This is a genomic window from uncultured Comamonas sp. (assembly GCF_964277875.1).
GTDB lineage: Bacteria > Pseudomonadota > Gammaproteobacteria > Burkholderiales > Burkholderiaceae_C > Comamonas > Comamonas sediminis.
Genome location: NZ_CAXYJV010000050.1, coordinates 381,850 through 398,760, shown reverse-complemented (window position 1 = coordinate 398,760; position 16,911 = coordinate 381,850). Strand labels below are relative to the sequence as shown.

General features: G+C 59.2%; 14 protein-coding genes. 13 read left to right on the top strand and 1 reads right to left on the bottom strand.

The genetic code is table 11. From position 1 onward, the window contains the following. Positions 1–156: 156 nt before the first annotated feature. From ACHWUQ_RS22740 to ACHWUQ_RS22690, 11 genes are all read left to right on the top strand, one after another. Positions 157–897 carry a 16S rRNA pseudouridine(516) synthase gene (locus ACHWUQ_RS22740; protein WP_394682543.1) on the top strand — a complete coding sequence of 247 codons (741 nt, stop codon included), beginning with the start codon at positions 157–159 and terminating at the stop codon, positions 895–897. Between the two features lie 164 nt (positions 898–1,061). Continuing rightward, a complete protein-coding gene (locus ACHWUQ_RS22735; RefSeq protein ID WP_394682552.1) occupies positions 1,062–1,997 on the top strand; it encodes a beta-propeller fold lactonase family protein in 936 nt (311 codons plus the stop codon). Positions 1,998–2,035: 38 nt separating this feature from the next. Then, positions 2,036–2,872, top strand: coding sequence for a polysaccharide deacetylase family protein (locus tag ACHWUQ_RS22730; RefSeq protein WP_239812390.1), 837 nt, complete (start codon positions 2,036–2,038; stop codon positions 2,870–2,872). A 64-nt stretch (positions 2,873–2,936) separates the two neighbouring features. After that, a complete protein-coding gene (locus ACHWUQ_RS22725; protein ID WP_312409380.1) occupies positions 2,937–3,956 on the top strand; it encodes a sterol desaturase family protein in 1,020 nt (339 codons plus the stop codon). A gap of 85 nt (positions 3,957–4,041) precedes the next feature. After that, entirely contained in the window at positions 4,042–4,950 is a 909-nt protein-coding gene (locus tag ACHWUQ_RS22720; protein ID WP_394682542.1) for an EI24 domain-containing protein, read from the top strand. A gap of 385 nt (positions 4,951–5,335) precedes the next feature. Then, complete coding sequence (gene glnA / locus ACHWUQ_RS22715; RefSeq protein ID WP_116927832.1) at positions 5,336–6,751, top strand: type I glutamate--ammonia ligase; 1,416 nt, start codon at positions 5,336–5,338, stop codon at positions 6,749–6,751. 261 nt (positions 6,752–7,012) lie between these two features. Then, entirely contained in the window at positions 7,013–7,540 is a 528-nt protein-coding gene (locus ACHWUQ_RS22710; protein ID WP_312409378.1) for a hypothetical protein, read from the top strand. 30 nt (positions 7,541–7,570) lie between these two features. Next, positions 7,571–8,644 carry a nitrogen regulation protein NR(II) gene (gene glnL, locus ACHWUQ_RS22705; protein WP_312409377.1) on the top strand — a complete coding sequence of 358 codons (1,074 nt, stop codon included), beginning with the start codon at positions 7,571–7,573 and terminating at the stop codon, positions 8,642–8,644. Between the two features lie 68 nt (positions 8,645–8,712). Beyond that, positions 8,713–10,281, top strand: a complete 1,569-nt coding sequence (gene ntrC, locus ACHWUQ_RS22700; RefSeq protein WP_312462465.1) for a nitrogen regulation protein NR(I) — start codon at positions 8,713–8,715, stop codon at positions 10,279–10,281. Between the two features lie 133 nt (positions 10,282–10,414). Next, entirely contained in the window at positions 10,415–11,341 is a 927-nt protein-coding gene (locus ACHWUQ_RS22695) for a hypothetical protein (protein WP_239812385.1), read from the top strand. 404 nt (positions 11,342–11,745) lie between these two features. Beyond that, positions 11,746–13,077 (top strand): dicarboxylate/amino acid:cation symporter, encoded by a 1,332-nt coding sequence (locus ACHWUQ_RS22690; protein WP_239812384.1) that lies wholly within the window; start codon positions 11,746–11,748, stop codon positions 13,075–13,077. Positions 13,078–13,155: 78 nt separating this feature from the next. Here the strand turns inward: ACHWUQ_RS22690 and xth are convergent, their stop codons facing one another. Continuing rightward, positions 13,156–13,932 (bottom strand): exodeoxyribonuclease III, encoded by a 777-nt coding sequence (gene xth / locus ACHWUQ_RS22685; RefSeq protein WP_239812383.1) that lies wholly within the window; start codon positions 13,930–13,932, stop codon positions 13,156–13,158. Positions 13,933–14,268: 336 nt separating this feature from the next. On the opposite strand from xth, the gene ACHWUQ_RS22680 reads away from it, so the two are divergent. Beyond that, positions 14,269–14,400, top strand: coding sequence for a hypothetical protein (locus ACHWUQ_RS22680; RefSeq protein ID WP_394682541.1), 132 nt, complete (start codon positions 14,269–14,271; stop codon positions 14,398–14,400). Between the two features lie 587 nt (positions 14,401–14,987). Continuing rightward, the gene (locus ACHWUQ_RS22675) at positions 14,988–16,784 is read left to right on the top strand and encodes a S8 family serine peptidase (RefSeq protein ID WP_394682540.1); all 1,797 of its coding nucleotides are present in this window, start codon (positions 14,988–14,990) and stop codon (positions 16,782–16,784) included. Positions 16,785–16,911 lie beyond the last annotated feature (127 nt).

Genomic DNA, 16,911 nt, shown 5'->3' with positions numbered 1-16,911 from the left:
GAAACGACTTCGCGCCGATGATAGTGCGGATTCCCGTGTGAAAGTAGGTCATCGTCAGGCTTTTATACTGATCAACCCCTCTGCTCTACCGAGTAGAGGGGTTTTTCTTTTTATCTCGCTGCAGCAGCGTTCTGCAGCTCGCTTGTAGAGGTTGTGATGCAGTTGCAGGATATGTTGTATTCGCAGGGTTTTGGTGTACGCCGCGTGTGCTCCGGCTTGGTGCAGCAAGGCTGGGTACAGTTGTGGGACGCGCAGGCGAATGAATGGCTGTCCGTGACCGACTCGACCGCCGAGGTGGAGCCGGATGGCCTGCGCTTCAAGGTCCAGGGCGTGGAGTGGGAATACCATGCACTGGGCTATGTGCTGTTGAACAAGCCTGCAGGTACCGAGTGCTCGCAAAAGCCATCGGCCTACCCCAGTATCTACAGCCTGCTGCCGGTGCCATTGCGCACCAGGCCCAACAAGAATGCCATTCAGGGTCTGCAGGCGGTGGGTCGGTTGGACCAGGACACCACCGGCATGCTGCTGCTGAGCGATGATGGCCAGTTTATCCATCGCATGAGCTCGCCCAAAAAGCATGTTCCCAAGCGCTACCAGGTGACTGCCAAGCATGCGGTCACCGAGCAGCAGGTCGAGCGTCTGTTGGCAGGCGTGGTGCTCGATGACGACCCCAAGCCCGTGAAGGCTGCTGCCTGCGTGAAGACGGGCGACAATACCTTGGATCTGACCCTGACCGAAGGCAAGTACCACCAGGTCAAACGCATGTTGGCGGCGGTGGGCAACCGTGTGGAAGGGCTGCACCGGGCCCAGATTGGCGGTCTGGTTCTGACGGAAGAGCTCAAGCCGGGTGAGTGGCGCTGGCTCACTGCCGAAGAGCTGGCACTGCTCAAGCCCTGACGGTTTTTGACCTTGTGTGGCTTTGGCGCAAGTTCAACGATTATTTACATCGCCAATCGCCCCCAAGCGCTGCTGCCATTTATCGCAGGCAGCTACACTCGCTGCGTTACTAGTAGGAATCGCTTGTGAAGCCCCTCGTTTTTGTCCGTTCTCTGGTCGCGGTGATGGCCCTTGCAGCCACTGCGGTGCATGCTGCCAACCCGATCCTTGTGCTCAATTCCCTCGATGCCAGCATCAGCGTCATCGATCCGGCAACCTGGAAAGAGGTCAAGCGCATTCCCACCGGCAAGGAGCCGCATCACCTGTACCTGACGCCGGACAGCAAGTCGGTGATCGTGGCCAATGCCACCGGCGATTCGCTGACCTTTGTCGATCCCAAGACAGCGGAGGTGCAGCGCGTGATCCAGGGTATTTCCGATCCCTACCACCTGCGTTTTTCGCCGGACATGAAGTGGTTTGTGACGGCGGCCAACCGCCTCAACCACATTGATATTTACCGCTGGGACGGGCAAGAGCCCAAATTGGTCAAGCGTATTGCTACGGGCAAGACCCCGAGCCACCTGTGGATCGACAGCAAGAGCAAGACGATCTATTCGACGATGCAGGACAGCGACGAGCTCGTGGCGATCGACATAGCCACACAGACCCTCAAGTGGCGCACCAAGACGGGGCAGATGCCGGCCGATCTGTATGGAAGCCCGGACGATAAATTCGTGTTCATTGCGCTCACCGGCAGTGACGGCGTTCAGGTGTTCGACGTCAGTGGCGCCGAGCCCCGGCTGGTCAATACGATCAAGACCGACAAGGGTGCGCACGCCTTCCGCGCGACCGGCGATGGCCGCCATCTTTTCGTCAGCAACCGGGTGGCCAATACCATCAGCAAGCTCGACATGGTGAGCCAGAAGGTGGTCGACCGCTACCCTGGACCCAGCGGTCCCGATTGCATGGATGTGAGCCCGGACGGCCGCTACATCTACCTCAGTTCGCGCTGGGCAGGCAAGATGAGTGTGATCGACACGGTTGAGCGCAAGGTGGTCAACCAGGTCAAGGTAGGCAAATCGCCGCACGGCATCTGGGTGCTGGACCACGCACCGCGCTAGTGCATCGTTGAGTCAGCCGCAGAGGGGATAGCCACGCTATGCGCAGCACATTTTTCTGGCTTCTGGCCGCCCATTTGGGCAGCGCCGTTGCCTTTGCCCAGCCTGCTGCTTCAGCGCCCGCCGCAGCGGCTGCTGCGGGAGCGAGTTGCAGCAAGCCCGTCTATCTGACCTTGGACACTGGCCACATGGGGGTGGCCAACCAGATCGCCGAGGTGCTGCACAAGACGCAGGTCAAGGTCACCTTCTTTGCGGCCAATGAACGCACCAAGGAGGGCGATGGCAGCCTGGGTGACCACTGGGCGCCCTGGTGGCGTGCGCGCGCCGCAGAAGGCCATGCCTTCGCCTCCCACACCTGGGACCACACCTACTGGCGTGGCGATGTCAAAGTGCCGGCAGGCGCTGCGCCCCGGTTCAAAGTGCAGCCGTCACAAGGCCCGCAGGCCGGGCAACGCTTTGAGTGGACGGCTGCGCAGTACTGCGCGCAGATTCAACAATCCGAGGACCGTCTCGCCAAGATCACCGGCGTCAAGCCCTTGCCGCTGTTTCGCGCGCCGGGTGGCAAGACCTCACCCAGCCTGATAGCCGCCGCCAAGGGCTGCGGCTATGCGCATGTGGGTTGGTCGCCGGCGGGCTTTCTGGGTGATGAACTGCCCAGCGACCAATACCCCAACCAGCAGCTGCTGAACAAGGCGCTCCGCGACATCCGCCCTGGCGATATCTTGCTGGCCCACCTGGGCATCTGGGACCGCAAGGACCCTTGGGCGCCGGCCGTACTGCAGCCGCTGATCGAAGGCCTGCAGGCCAAGGGATTTTGTTTTGCCACCTTGCGTGAGCATCCGCAATACAAGGATTGGATTCGTCAGCATGGTGGCTGAAAGCGCGCGCAGTAGCGCACACTGGCTGCAGCGCTTGAAGCCCGATTCGCACTAATGGTTTGCCATGGAATTTCTCAGCACGCTTTTTGATAACGCGCAGCAGTGGCTGTTCGAGCAGCTGCTGCAGCCGCTGCTGTTCAACCTGGGCCTTGCCAGCTACCTAGAAGATGGCTACACGGCAGCGGGCTGGTTCTTGGTCGGTTGCCTGCAGATCGTCATCATGGTCCTGGTCATCGCGCCGCTGCAGCGCTGGAGGCCCGTCGAGGCGGTGACCGATCGGCATGCGATCCGTGTGGACATGCTCTACACCTTTATCCATCGCCTGGGTCTGTTTCGTCTGGCCTTGTTCTTCACCATCGATCCGCTGTGGGACATGGTGGTGGGCGCGCTGCGCGTGCGTGGTTTTGAGACCTGGCATCTGGATGCACTCTGGCCTGGTGTCACGGACCTGGGCTGGGTAAGCCTGCTGATCTACCTGGTGGTGTTCGACTTCGTCGCGTACTGGATCCACCGGGGCCAGCACCAGTTTGTCTGGTGGTGGCGGCTGCATGCCTTGCACCATTCCCAGCGGCAGATGACGATGTGGAGCGACAACCGCAACCACCTGCTCGATGACCTGGTGCATGACAGTATTTTGGTGTTTGTCGCCGTCTTGATCGGTGTGGCGCCCAGCCAGTTCGTCGCGATTGTCGCCATCACCCAGCTGAGCGAAAGCCTGCAGCACGCCAACCTGCGCCTGTGGTTCGGCCGCCTGGGTGAGCGCCTGTGGATCAGCCCGCGCTTTCACCGCCGCCACCATGCCATCGGCATTGGCCACGAGTCACCTACGTCTTCTGCGGCGCCCAGCCCCGCCGTCCAGGCCGGAGAGGCCGTGCCCCGTACCCGATTGGGGGGCTGTAATTTTGGTGTACTGCTGCCATGGTGGGATATGCTTTTTGGCACTGCCAACTTTGAGCTACGCTATGACCCCACCGGTATCCGTGACCAGGTGCAGCCCAACCGCCACGGGCAGTTGCGCGATTACGGGCGCGGTTTTTGGAGCCAGCAGTGGCGTGGTCTGTTGCGGTTGCTGGGCCGTGCCTGAAGCGAGATCCATGCCTGCCATCCGCTGCCGCAGAGGGCGATTCCCTGTCCTGCGGTGCCGCTGAAACCTACAAGGAGTTCACCCCATGCCCTCAGCGTCTGCCGGCTCCAGCCTGATGTTTGATGCTTTCTGGCGCGCTGCCGCCTATTGCTTCCGTCCGCGTGTGATGCTGCTGTCCATTTTGCCGCTGGTGGTGATGTTGGTGGCTCTGGGGGGCTGGAGCTATTTCTTCTGGTCGGGCACGGTCGCGACCATGCAGCACTGGGTGGAGACCATTGGCTGGCTGCGCACGGTGTTCAGCTGGTTTGGCAGCAGCGGCACCGAGGGTTTTGCAGCGGGCATCGCGCCCTTTGTGGTGCTGATCCTGATCACGCCCGTGGCAGCGGTGGTTGCGCTGCTGGTGATTGCACTGCTGATGACGCCCGCGCTGGTCAATATGGTGACCGAGCAGCGCTTCCCCCTTTTGGAGAAGAAAAAAGGCATGGGCCTGGTGACCAGTGTGCTCTGGGCCCTGAGCACCTCGGCAGTGGCCGTCGTGGCCTTTGTCGTGACGATGCCGCTGTGGCTGATCCCCCCTTTGGTGCTGATTGTGCCTCCCGTCATCTGGGGCTGGCTCACCTACCGCGTGATGAGTGTGGATGCGCTGGCCGACCATGCCAGCAAGGCCGAACGCGACACCCTCCTGCAGCGCCACCGCTGGCCGCTGCTGCTGATGGGCATCATCTCCGGCTATATCGGCATCGCGCCCAGCGTCGTCTGGGCCTCGGGCATGGTCTTCACGATTGGCTTTGTGGTGCTGATTCCGATCGCCGTATGGATCTATGCGATCACCTTTGCGTTTTCCTCGCTGTGGTTCATCCATTTCTGCCTGGCTGCGCTGCAGCAGCTGCGGATTGCCAATGGAGATCCGGGTGCGCAGCTGCCGGTGACGGAGCCCGCGCTGCGCGGCAAAACCGATGGTGTGCGAGTGCCAGACTCCGGAGATGCGATGTAGGGGCCTGGGCGGGGCAGGGCGCGGAGGTCGGCAGGCGCACAGCCTCTATCTCTGCTTGAAACGCACCAATGTAGTGCGCAAATACCCATTTTGGTGCACTAACGCTTCTCACGTTAGGTCACCCCTGCTTTGCACCATTTTGGTGCCGATGCCGCATCTACCCCTTGCGCTGCACGGATCTGGGCCGCCGGCTGCAAAATCATCAGCGTCCCTCTGGGGGTAGGGCAAAAGCGCGGTACAGTCTGCCTTTGGGCACAGTACGGATGCAGGGGCATTCGCCAAGCCCGCTTTTCCCGGTCGGCATGGGCATGTCACAAAACTGGCACGTAAACTGCTTTAGTCTTGGCACAGCCCTTTTTATTCACGATTTTCTTTGGAGCATTAGATGGCCAAGAGCGTTGCAGATGTGATGAGCATGTTGGACGAGAACGAGGTCAAGTTCGTTGATCTGCGTTTCACCGACACCCGTGGCAAGGAACAGCACGTCACGGTGCCTATCTCGCACTTTGACGAAGACAAGTTCACCTCGGGCCACGCGTTTGATGGCTCCTCCATCGCTGGCTGGAAGGGTATTGAAGCCTCCGACATGCTGCTGATGCCCGATCCCAACACGGCCAACATCGATCCGTTCTTTGACGAAACCACGATGTTCCTGCAGTGCGACGTGATCGAGCCCGGTGACGGCAAGGCCTATGACCGCGATCCACGTTCGGTGGCCAAGCGCGCTGAAGCCTACCTGAAGGCATCGGGCCTGGGCGATACCGCCTATTTCGGTCCAGAGCCAGAATTCTTCATCTTCGACGGCGTGCGTTGGAGCACCGAACCCAACAACCCGTTCTTCGACATCGAAGAATACGAAGCACCCTGGAACAGCGGCGCCAAGTTCGACAATGGCAACCGTGGTCATCGTCCACGCGTCAAGGGTGGCTACTTCCCCGTGCCTCCCGTGGACAGCACCCAGGACATGCGCGCTGAAATGTCCCTGCTGCTCGAGTCGCTGGGCATCCCCGTCGAAGTGTTCCACCACGAAGTGGCCGGCGCTGGCCAGAACGAACTGGGCACCCGCTTCTCCACGCTGGTGGAGCGTGCAGACTGGACCCAGGTGCAGAAGTACGTGATCTGGAACGTGGCGGACACCTACGGCAAGACCGCAACCTTCATGCCCAAGCCCTATTCGGGCGACAACGGCTCGGGCATGCACGTGCACCAGTCCGTGTGGAAAGACGGCAAGAACCTGTTTGCCGGTGACGGCTATGCCGGTCTGTCCGATTTCGCGCTGTACTACATCGGCGGCATCATCAAGCACGCCCGTGCACTGAACGCCATCACCAACCCTGGCACCAACAGCTACAAGCGCCTGGTTCCTGGTTTCGAGGCGCCTGTGAAGCTGGCTTACTCGGCCAAGAACCGCTCGGCATCGATCCGTATTCCTTATGTGAGCAACCCCAAGGGCCGCCGCGTGGAAGCACGTTTCCCCGATCCACTGATGAACCCCTACCTGGGCTTCGCAGCGTTGCTGATGGCCGGTCTGGACGGCGTGGAAAACAAGATCCATCCAGGCGAAGCTGCCACCAAGGACCTGTACCATCTGCCTCCGGAAGAAGACAAGCTGGTCCCCACCGTGTGCCACAGCCTGGACCAGGCCCTGGAAGCACTGGATGCCGACCGCGCCTTCCTGACCAAGGGCGGTGTGTTCAGCGACAGCATGCTGGATGCCTACATTGAGCTGAAGATGGGCGAAGTGACCCGCTTCCGCCAAGCGGTGCACCCTGTCGAATACGATATGTACTACTCGCTGTAAACCCGTTCCCGCCAGGCTTTTCGGCCTGGTCAGGCTGGACAAAGCGACCTGTCAACCTTCCAAGGTGGCAGGTCGTTTTTTATCAGGGGTCCGCCGCGCTGGCGTTGGCGGCTTGCGGCGAATCTGTAACAGCAGGAACTGTTCGGCGTGATCGACCTCCTTTGTAGCTACACTGCGGGTTGCAGAGGGGTCATCGTGCAAAGTCGCTAAAGGCTGTCACGGGTTTGAAGGCAAAGTGGAGCGAACGGGCGAAACGGGGTTATGCATACAAAGTTGTTGTTTTTGATGGTGGCAGTGGCATGTGCGCAAGGCGCGGTGGCGCAGGATCGCATTTACCGCTGTGGCAATGAATACACCAACGATGTGGCCAAGGCACGGCAAAAAGGCTGTGCCGTGGTGGAAGGCGCCAACGTCACCGTCGTGCAAGGCACACGCCCGCACACGCCCGCTGCCAGCCCGGCACCCGCACCAAATGCCCCGGCTGCTGCGCCACGCCCGGCGCGTGCACCCGCTGCCGCCACACCCGCGCCACGCTCTACCACGGCCGATGGCCGCGCCCGCGATTCCGACGCGCGCCTCATCCTGGAGACCGAGCTGAAAAAAGCCCAGGACAAGAAGACCGCGTTGGCGCGCGAGTACAACAATGGCGAGCCTGAGAAAAACGCCTTGGAGATGCGCAACCCCGCCTTCTACACCAAGCGCGTGGAAGATCTGAAGCAGGAAATCGCGCGCAACGACAGCGATATCGCTGGCATTCAGCGCGAGCTCCAGCGCTTGCCGGCCCCATAATCAGGGCTTCTACCTTTCTGGGCACACCCCATGTCTGACCTCCGTGCCATCGATCGTGAATGGCAGGCGCTGGAACATATCGCCACCCTGGTCGCCGTAATTCGTCTCGACGGCGCCGCTGAACGGGTCAATGCAGCCCTGGAGAACGCGCTGGGCGTCTCGCGCAAAAGCATCCTGGGGCATTACTTCGGCGGTTTTTTTCAGGATGACGAACTGGTCCACAAGGCCCTGGTCGATGCGCGGGCGCAGCGCTTCTCGTCGCTGCGCTTCGAGGCGCAGTTGCGGCGCAGCCTGCAGGACTCCTTTCCGGTGCATGCCAACCTCTCGTGGTGGGAAGAGGAGGAGAGCATTCTGGTGGAGCTGTGGCCGCTGGAGCAGCAGGTGCGCCAGGACCGCGAGGAGCGCGTGCGCGAGCAGGCGTTGGCCAACAAGGAGTTGATACGCAACCTTGCCCATGAGATCAAGAACCCGCTGGGTGGCATACGCGGTGCTGCCCAGCTACTGGAGCTGGAGCTGCCCGATGCCCAGCTCAAGGAATACACCGACGTCATCATCCATGAGGCCGACCGCCTGCAGGCGCTGGTCGACCGCTTGCTTGCGCCACACCGCCATCCGCACACGGTCGGCGATGTCAATATCCACGAGGTCTGCGAGCGCGTCTGCCAGCTGGTGTTGCTGGAGTACCCGCAAGGCCTGCGCATTGAGCGCGATTACGACACCTCGCTGCCCGAAATCCGGGGTGATCGCGAGCAGTTGATTCAGGCATTGCTGAACATTGTGCAGAATGCAGCACAGGTGCTGGTGCCGCAGATGGCGCAGGACAATGCACGCATCACCTTGCGTACACGCATTGCCCGGCAGTTGACCCTGGGTCGGAAGCGGCACAAGTTGGCACTGGAATTGCATGTCATTGACAACGGTCCTGGCATCGAGCCGGACATCAAGGAGCGGATCTTCTACCCCTTGGTGACCGGACGTGATGGCGGCACAGGCCTGGGTTTGCCTTTGGCGCAGACCTTTGTGCAGCGGCACGAAGGCCTTATCGAATGCGAGAGCGAGCCTGGGCGCACGGATTTCCGCATCATGCTGCCGTTGACAGACTAGGGTGCAGATCGCATCCCTTGCTGCAGGACCACGGTATGTAGAACTGTAAGGGTAGGGTGATAGCGACAATGAAACCAATCTGGATAGTGGATGATGACCCGTCGATCCGATTCGTACTGGAAAAGGCGCTCGCCCGCGAGCAGCTGCCCACGCGCAGCTTTGTGCATCCCAAGGAAGTACTGGAAGCCTTTGAAAGCGTGAGCGACCAGGCACTGGCCCCGTCGGTGTTGGTCAGCGACATCCGCATGCCAGGCGGCAATGGCCTGCAACTGCTAGAACAAGTGCATGAGGACCACCCGCAGCTGCCGGTCATCATCATGACCGCCTACTCGGATCTGGACAGCGCCGTCTCGGCCTTCCAGCGCGGCGCATTTGAATACCTGCCCAAGCCCTTTGACCTGCCCAAGGCGGTGGAGCTGATCAAGCGTGCCGTGCAGCAAAGCGAGAGCCAGGCGCCTGAGCTGTCGCAGTCCGCCGGCAATGGTGAGATGCTGGGCCAGGCCCCGGCGATGCAGGATGTGTTTCGTGCCATCGGCCGGCTGTCGCAAAGCAATGTCACGGTCATGGTGACCGGCGAATCGGGCTCGGGCAAGGAGCTGGTCGCACGCGCGCTGCACAAGCATTCGCCGGTGGCGGGTGGCCCGTTTGTGGCCATCAACACGGCCGCCATCCCCAAGGATTTGCTCGAGAGCGAGCTGTTTGGCCATGAGCGTGGCGCCTTCACTGGCGCCCAGACCCAGCGCCGAGGCCGCTTTGAGCAGGCCGAGGGCGGCACCCTGTTCCTCGATGAAATCGGTGACATGCCGTTTGACCTGCAGACCCGCCTGCTGCGCGTGCTGTCTGATGGGCATTTCTACCGCGTGGGGGGCCATGTGCCTGTCAAGTCCCACGTGCGCGTGATTGCCGCGACCCACCAGAATCTGGAAGACCGGGTGCACAAGGGCGTGTTCCGCGAAGACTTGTTCCACCGCCTCAATGTCATCCGCTTGCGACTGCCGCCTCTGCGTGAGCGCAAGGAGGACATTCCAATGCTGGCGCGCCACTTTCTGGCGGCCAGCGCCAAACAACTGGGGGTAGAGCCCAAGCAGCTGTCCGAAGCTGCACTGACCCAGCTGGCCCAGTTCGCCTTTCCGGGCAATGTGCGGCAGCTGGAGAACATCTGCCACTGGATCACCGTGATGGCGCCCGCGCAGTGGGTCTCCGCACAGGATCTGCCGCCGGAAGTGCTGCAGGCCACACCGGCGGCGCCACTGGCCCCTGCGGGCATGCCTGGCCTGGCACCTGCGGTCCAGGCCCCCGCGCAGGAATACAGCTACCGGCCCGCCGCCGTTGAGCCGCCTGCCCAGCCCGCAGCCCTGTCCATGCCCGTCCACGGCAGCGCGAGCGGTGCCATCCACGGCGCAGCTGCGGCCGGTGATTGGGAGGGCGATCTGGCGCGCGAGGCCGATGCGCTGCTGCAGTCCGGCAGCACCGAGGTCTGGGATGTGCTCAGCCGCCGCTTCGAATCGCAGCTGATCAAAAGCGCGCTGGCTGCAACCCATGGCCGGCGCATGGAGGCAGCCCAGCGCCTGGGCATTGGCCGCAACACCATCACCCGCAAGATCCAGGAGCTGGGGCTGTCGGCCAGTGACGATTGAGGCAGGGCAACCTGGGATCCCCCGATAAACCGCCGCCTCCCCAGGCGGCGGTTTGGCTTACAGACACCTGCCACGGCTGCGGTTTGAACCGTGCCACAATGGGTGATTCCCTGTCTGCCCGGTGGTGCTCTCCATGCAAAAGATGACTTCGGTGTTTTCGGCCCAGGCGTACCGCAATTCGCCTGAGCGCATTGGCCGCCAGCGCTCGGCGCTGTTCAATACCTTGCGGCTGGCAGCGTCCACCGCCAGTGGCATGGCCCATCTGGCGGGCGATGCACTGCACGGCGCAATGGCCGGTGGCCTGCCACCCAAGGCCAAGGCCTTGTGGGGCAATCCGGCGCGGGAAGACAGCTACTGGCGCAGCCACTACCAGAGCATGGATTTTTATGTGGCGGGTCAGCCCTTCGAGGCCTACCGCCCGGCGCTGGCACTGGGCTGGTATGCAGCACAGCGCAACCCTTCAGGCTTTGACGCGTTGGTCAACCAGCTCGAAGTGCAGTGGCAGCACGTGCGCGGCAGCAACCCCATGGATTGGCCCGAGGCGAGCGCCATCGCCCGCGCCGCGTATGAGCATGCGATCAGCGGTCTGGAGGGCGAGCAGTTGTCTGGCGCGGAGGTGCAGCATGCGGTACGCGTGCTGCAGCAAGGCCTGGCTGATTGTGAGGAGTGTCTGGTAGCAGGCAGCGAGCAAGCGCGAGCCATTGCGTTGCGCAGCCACTTGTATGCGCTGGCCGAGCACTTCCGTGCGATGGACTGGCAGCTGCAGGATGTGCAGTTGCAGCTGGCCGAGCCCAGCCCGCTGGTGGAGCGGCCCGGGCTCAGCGCGGCAGGCCGCATGCACCGCCGCTGGACCGAATTCAAGCAGCGGGCCAACCTCCACAGCGACCGTGACCTGATCGCCGAATGCAATCTGTGCCTGGTGCTGGTGGCCGAGCGCTACCAGCGCGTGCTGGAATCGGCCTTGCCACTGGAAGTGCGCCCCCTGCTGCAAGCGCAGGCGCAGCAGCTGCGCCGCTATACCGATGAGCTGCAGCACATGCAGGACGCACGCGCCCGCTAGCAAGGTTGTCTCTCGATAGGCTCGTACAAAGCGTCAATCCTGAGTGGACAAGGCCGGCAACGCCCCCGCCTGCGGCCCGCTGAAAACTTACTGGGTAGCCGCGCAAAATTCCCGTGAATTGGGAAAAAAACTCCATGTAGGCGCCCACTTTCTCGGGTTGGGCGCGCTCAGCCGCAAAAACTTGCGGCTACAATCGGGCCCGCAGAACCTGCAATCCTGCCGTCCAAGGCAGCCTCATCGCTCTTTCCTTGTGCAGCGGATTTACCACCTTCACCCGGCAGCCAGCCTGCCCGGGCTGGTCATGGCGCACTCCCTCCAGCATGGCCCCCATGCTGGTGTGCCGCACAAGAGGCCCGCAGCGCCCTGGACAGCACCATAAATCACACACATCAAAGGTATTGGTTATGGCTCTCACGGGCAAAAAGGGCTCTTCGTCCGCGCTGTGGATTTTGGCGGCGATGCTGGCTGGCATTGCGCTGGGCTATGCAGTCAACGCAAGCGCCGGTGATGCAGCCGCCGCCAAGGATATTGCTGGCTACATCTCCATCGTCTCCGATGTGTTCCTGCGGCTGATCAAGATGCTGATCGGGCCCCTGGTGTTCTCGACCCTGGTCGTGGGCATTGCGCACATGGGCGATGCCGCATCGGTGGGCCGGGTGTTTTTCAAGGCGATGATGTGGTTCCTCACTGCATCCCTGGTGTCGCTGCTGTTGGGCATGGTGCTGGCCAATGTGCTGCAGCCCGGCGCCAACCTCGGCCTGCCGCTGCCGGACGTGAGCGCGGCCACCAACCTCGCCACCGGCAAGTTCACGTTGCGCGAGTTCATCAACCACACGGTGCCCAAATCGTTTGCCGAAGCCATGGCAAACAACGAGATTCTGCAGATTGTCGTCTTCTCGATGTTCTTCGGCGTGGCCATGGCTGCGCTGGGCGACAAGGCCAAGACCTTGCTGGCCGCCATCGATGAGCTCTCGCATGTGATGCTCAAGATCACCGGCTATGTGATGAAGCTCGCGCCACTGGCAGTGCTGTCGGCCATGGCTTCGACCGTCGCTATCAATGGCCTGGGCATTCTGCTGAAGTTCGCCGTGTTCATGGGTGAGTTCTACCTGGGCCTGTTCATCCTGTGGTCGCTGCTGGTGCTGGCAGGTATGGCCTTCCTGGGCAAGCGCGTGTTCAAGCTGCTGACCTTGATCAAGGAAGCCTTCATGGTCTCCTTTGCCACCGCCAGCTCCGAGGCCGCCTATCCCAAGATCCTCGACGCGCTCGACCGCTTTGGCGTCAAGCGCAAGATCTCGAGCTTTGTCATGCCCATGGGCTACTCCTTCAACCTTGATGGCTCGATGATGTACTGCACCTTTGCGACCTTGTTCATCGCACAGGCCTATGGCATCGAGCTGTCCTTGGGCACGCAGATCACCATGCTGCTGGTGCTGATGCTCACCTCCAAAGGCATTGCCGGCGTGCCGCGCGCCTCGCTGGTGGTGATTGCTGCCACCTTGAGCCACTTCAACATTCCTGAAGCCGGCCTGCTGCTGATCCTGGGTATCGACACCTTCCTGGACATGGGCCGCTCTGCGACCAATGCCGTCGGCAACTCGCTGGCCTCTGCCGTGGTTGCGAAGTGGGAGGGCGAACTGCTGTCTGAAGAAGACGCCGAAGCGCTGAGCCGCAAGCTCGATGCCGAGGCTGCGCTGGCGATGCATGCGCTGCCGGAGACCGACAGCAAGGCTTGATCTGGATGCTGCGCTCAGCGTAGTATTGACACAAAAAAACGGGCTGCGGCCCGTTTTTTGCATGGGTTGAAGGCCGGATCAGCCCAAGGTCACCACCACCGGTGCATGGTCGCTGGGCTGCTTGTTCTTGCGCGGTGCGCGGTCGATCGTACAGGCGCTCACGGAGCCCTTGAGTGCTTCGCTGACCAGGATATGGTCAATGCGCAGGCCCCGGTTCTTCTGAAAGCCCAGCATGCGGTAGTCCCACCAGCTGTAGCTTTTCTCGGGCTGCTCGAACAGGCGGTAGGCGTCGGTCAGGCCCAGCGCCAACAGTCCCTGGAAGGCATCGCGCTCTTCCTTGGTGTGGTGGATGGTGTCGCGCAGACCATCGGGGTCGTAGCTGTCGCGGTCTTCCGGCGCGACGTTGAAGTCGCCCACCAGCACCAGGCGCGGGTGCAAGGCCATCTCGGCCTTCACATAGGCTTCCAGTCCTGTGAGCCAGCGCAGCTTGTAGGCAAACTTGTCCGAGCCCGGCTCCTGGCCGTTGACGAAATAGCAGTTGATCACCCGAATATCGCCGGCCGGGCTGGCCACCGTGCCGGCAATGATGCGCGACTGCTCATCAGCAAACTGCGGGTTGGCGCGCACCACATCCTTGAGCTCGCCCCGGCTGAGCAGCGCCACCCCGTTGTAAGTCTTCTGGCCAAACGCCACCGCCTGGTAGCCAGCCTCCGCCAGAGCCTCATGCGGAAACTTGTCGTCGGTGAGCTTGAGCTCTTGCAGGCCCAGCACATCGACCGGGTTGGCGGCCAGCCATTCCAGCACCTGCGGCAGACGGACGGAGAGGGAATTGACGTTCCAGGTGGCTATGCGCATAACAATATCTTTCTATTAATCAATGATGTGTGGAAGCGTTTGGTCGCCAGAGAATTTCTGGCTACCATCCCCGCGACTGGTCCTTCGCACCATCGGAATTCTTGCTAGGCTCCATTTTGCTGCATGCGGGCGGTCGGATGCTTCTCGATGGGGGCTGCGGTGGTTTTGCTAGCTCTTTATCGACCTATAGCAAGGCAATTACTATTCCCCATGACCAACCTGAAGATGATGGCTGGTCGCCGTCCTTCCGGGTGAACGTGCAGGACCTTGATCGCAATGGATTCCACGTGGCGTTCACAGCATAGACTCTGAAAAGGAGCGGGAGGGCGCCGATTCATGACGCACATCGTAGGAATGCTGATGATCGAGCACCCTGCGGAGAAAGTTGAATTCTCTTTCGAAGATCTGGTGAAGAACGGCATGCGCCAAGCGGCCGACCTCGTGACTGGCTGGAATCTGAAAGGATGAACTCAATGTGGACAGCCTGGTCGAGCTGGAAGGGCTCGCTGACAAAAGTGCTAGGCAAGTACCAGGCAGCCCTACTCACTCCCCAACTGGGAAACTCAAGCGGATAGCCCGATCACTGCTTGAGCTAGAAGACTGCCCACACTCCGAGATCGTCGAAGTCTGGCCAACAATGAGGCGGCGCTGGATATCGCGCTGGTGATGGGCACACGATCGATCTTCACAGCGACGAGTGGGGCGCCGCTCGGAGTGCGGAGAGGTGACTGTCTACTAATCGGCTGCCTACTAATCGGTCGGAAGGCCCACTGGTGAGGTTTGGAACGAACTTATCAGTATCTCATGTTCATCGACGCTGCGCACCCACGAACCCCCGCGAATTTGCTCCATAAAGTAAACAATCACCCAACCTGTTTTTGTATTCGTCCCAAGTCAGAGTAATTTAAGCTATGAGAAGCATAGTAAATATTTGCAGACTTACACATAACTACAAAGTACGTCGCTAGCGTAAATTTCACGTAAGTATTCGGCGGTAAAAAGGATGGGCTGTTTATTATTCTCAGCAATCATTACTATCTTCTTGGAGAGATAAATTGAAAAAAACGGCTATTGCATTCGCTGCATTAACTTTGACATCTTTGACCTACGCCGGGCTTTATAAGCCAGAGGGGTTTACTCCAATTTCAATCGAAAAAGCTGATAATCCGATATACTACACTAATATTGTATCAAGAGGTGAAAATAAAAATCTCAAGTTGCATCAAGTAGAGTTAAATCCCTTTTTTGTACGCCATATTTCGGATGCCAACCCTCTGTCGAAGGATCGCACAATTGATTTTGACGGATTGTTGGTGCCTGAGATCTACGACATCGCAGTATCTGAGTTAATTTCTGACTATAAGATCGTCGGTGTTGAACATAAAAGTGAATATCGCGCTGTTGTTAATGCTTTTCTAAATGAGGCTCAGGCTAATAGCTTGTCGTCGGATGAAAGAGTTACTTACATCAAAGAGTTGCATAAAAAAGAATTTACTCCCAAGCAAATTTACTCAAAAGTTTCTGGTGATGTTGTTGTTGGATCTCAGGTCAAACCCTGGCTGGTAGATTTTGTTAATGCTCAGTCAGGAACTGCTACAAATCCAATGTATTTGGTGGAGGGGTATGAAACATATTATACCAACCCCCAAATGCATCCTAATATTAATCTTGACCTAAATTTAATTATTCATGGTCACCCCTGTGCCGGCTGCACCGGTGAGGGAATACAATATAATTATCATTTCGGCCATATTGCCGGCATTGTGGGGGCGAAGGATAATAATCTTAACATCCGAGGGGTGAATCCGGGTCAGCCTATTAAATATTATCGCTCTGTTATGGGTGATGGCCCAAATATAAGGGAGGCCTTAGAAAGGGCTGCGAGAGACGCCGAGGCTGAAAATATCTTTTCCACGCTGAATTTGTCTTCTAACTACGACGGAGACGCGGAGGTAAATTCCTTCGGGGCGAACGATGATGTGGGTCTTGGTATTAGGTATGCAAGCAATCGCCTGTTTGTGACAGAGTCTGCAGGGAATTACGAAGCAAATGCCTGTCAATATTCCTATAATAATCCGCAGGCCTACGATGGAGTTATGGTTGTGGGGGCAGTTAAACAAAATGGATCTCGGATGTTAACGGCAGATGGCGGTACAAATCCAACGCCTGTAGATCCCCAATATAACCCAGCACTCTCGGGGGTTAAGGGTTCTAATTATGGGTCGTGCGTTGAGGCTTGGGCCCCTGGATATCAAATAACTTCACTTGACTATTATACCGGCGGTACGCGTGTTTCTTCTGGCACCTCTTATGCTTCTCCCATTGTGGGCGCCATTGCCTCGAGAGCCGGAGGGTCTCAAATTCGACCCATAACCCGAGAAGATTACATCTATCAGAACTTTGTTTCCGGTTTGGCTGGGCCTCTCGCCAAAATAGGAACAAACCCGATCCTCATGCATCATTTGCCGCTTTCAAAGGTGGAGAATATTGCATCTCCAGGAGATATTCCATATTTGCGGAATGGGAAGTATTTTGATGGTCAGGCCTATAATTTTATGGCTAAAGTGGGTAGTATGCGGGTTAATATGGCGAGTGGTTCGCCAATAGTAAGGGGGGTAAGGATTTCACTCGGGACCTCAGCTGGTCCTAAGGAGGTGGCTCCGATAACTATTGTAGCTTATGATGCTAACAATAACTTAATTGGCAATCAAACGATTGTTAATCAGTATGATAACACTCCGATTTTTATGGCTTTTACTAATCATGTGCGGACGAGCTCGATAAGATTTGAGGTTAATAACCAAGTGTCATGGTTCGCCTTGTATGAAGTCGAAATCTACGGTTCGCCATAACATGTCGATGGAAACGTGGAATCAGACGAGCAATTCTGTGATTCTTTAATTCTTATTCATTGTCTCGAGGCTCGCTTCGGCGGGCCTTTTGCATGTGCTCACGCATATTTGTGGGCCTTTTTTATTC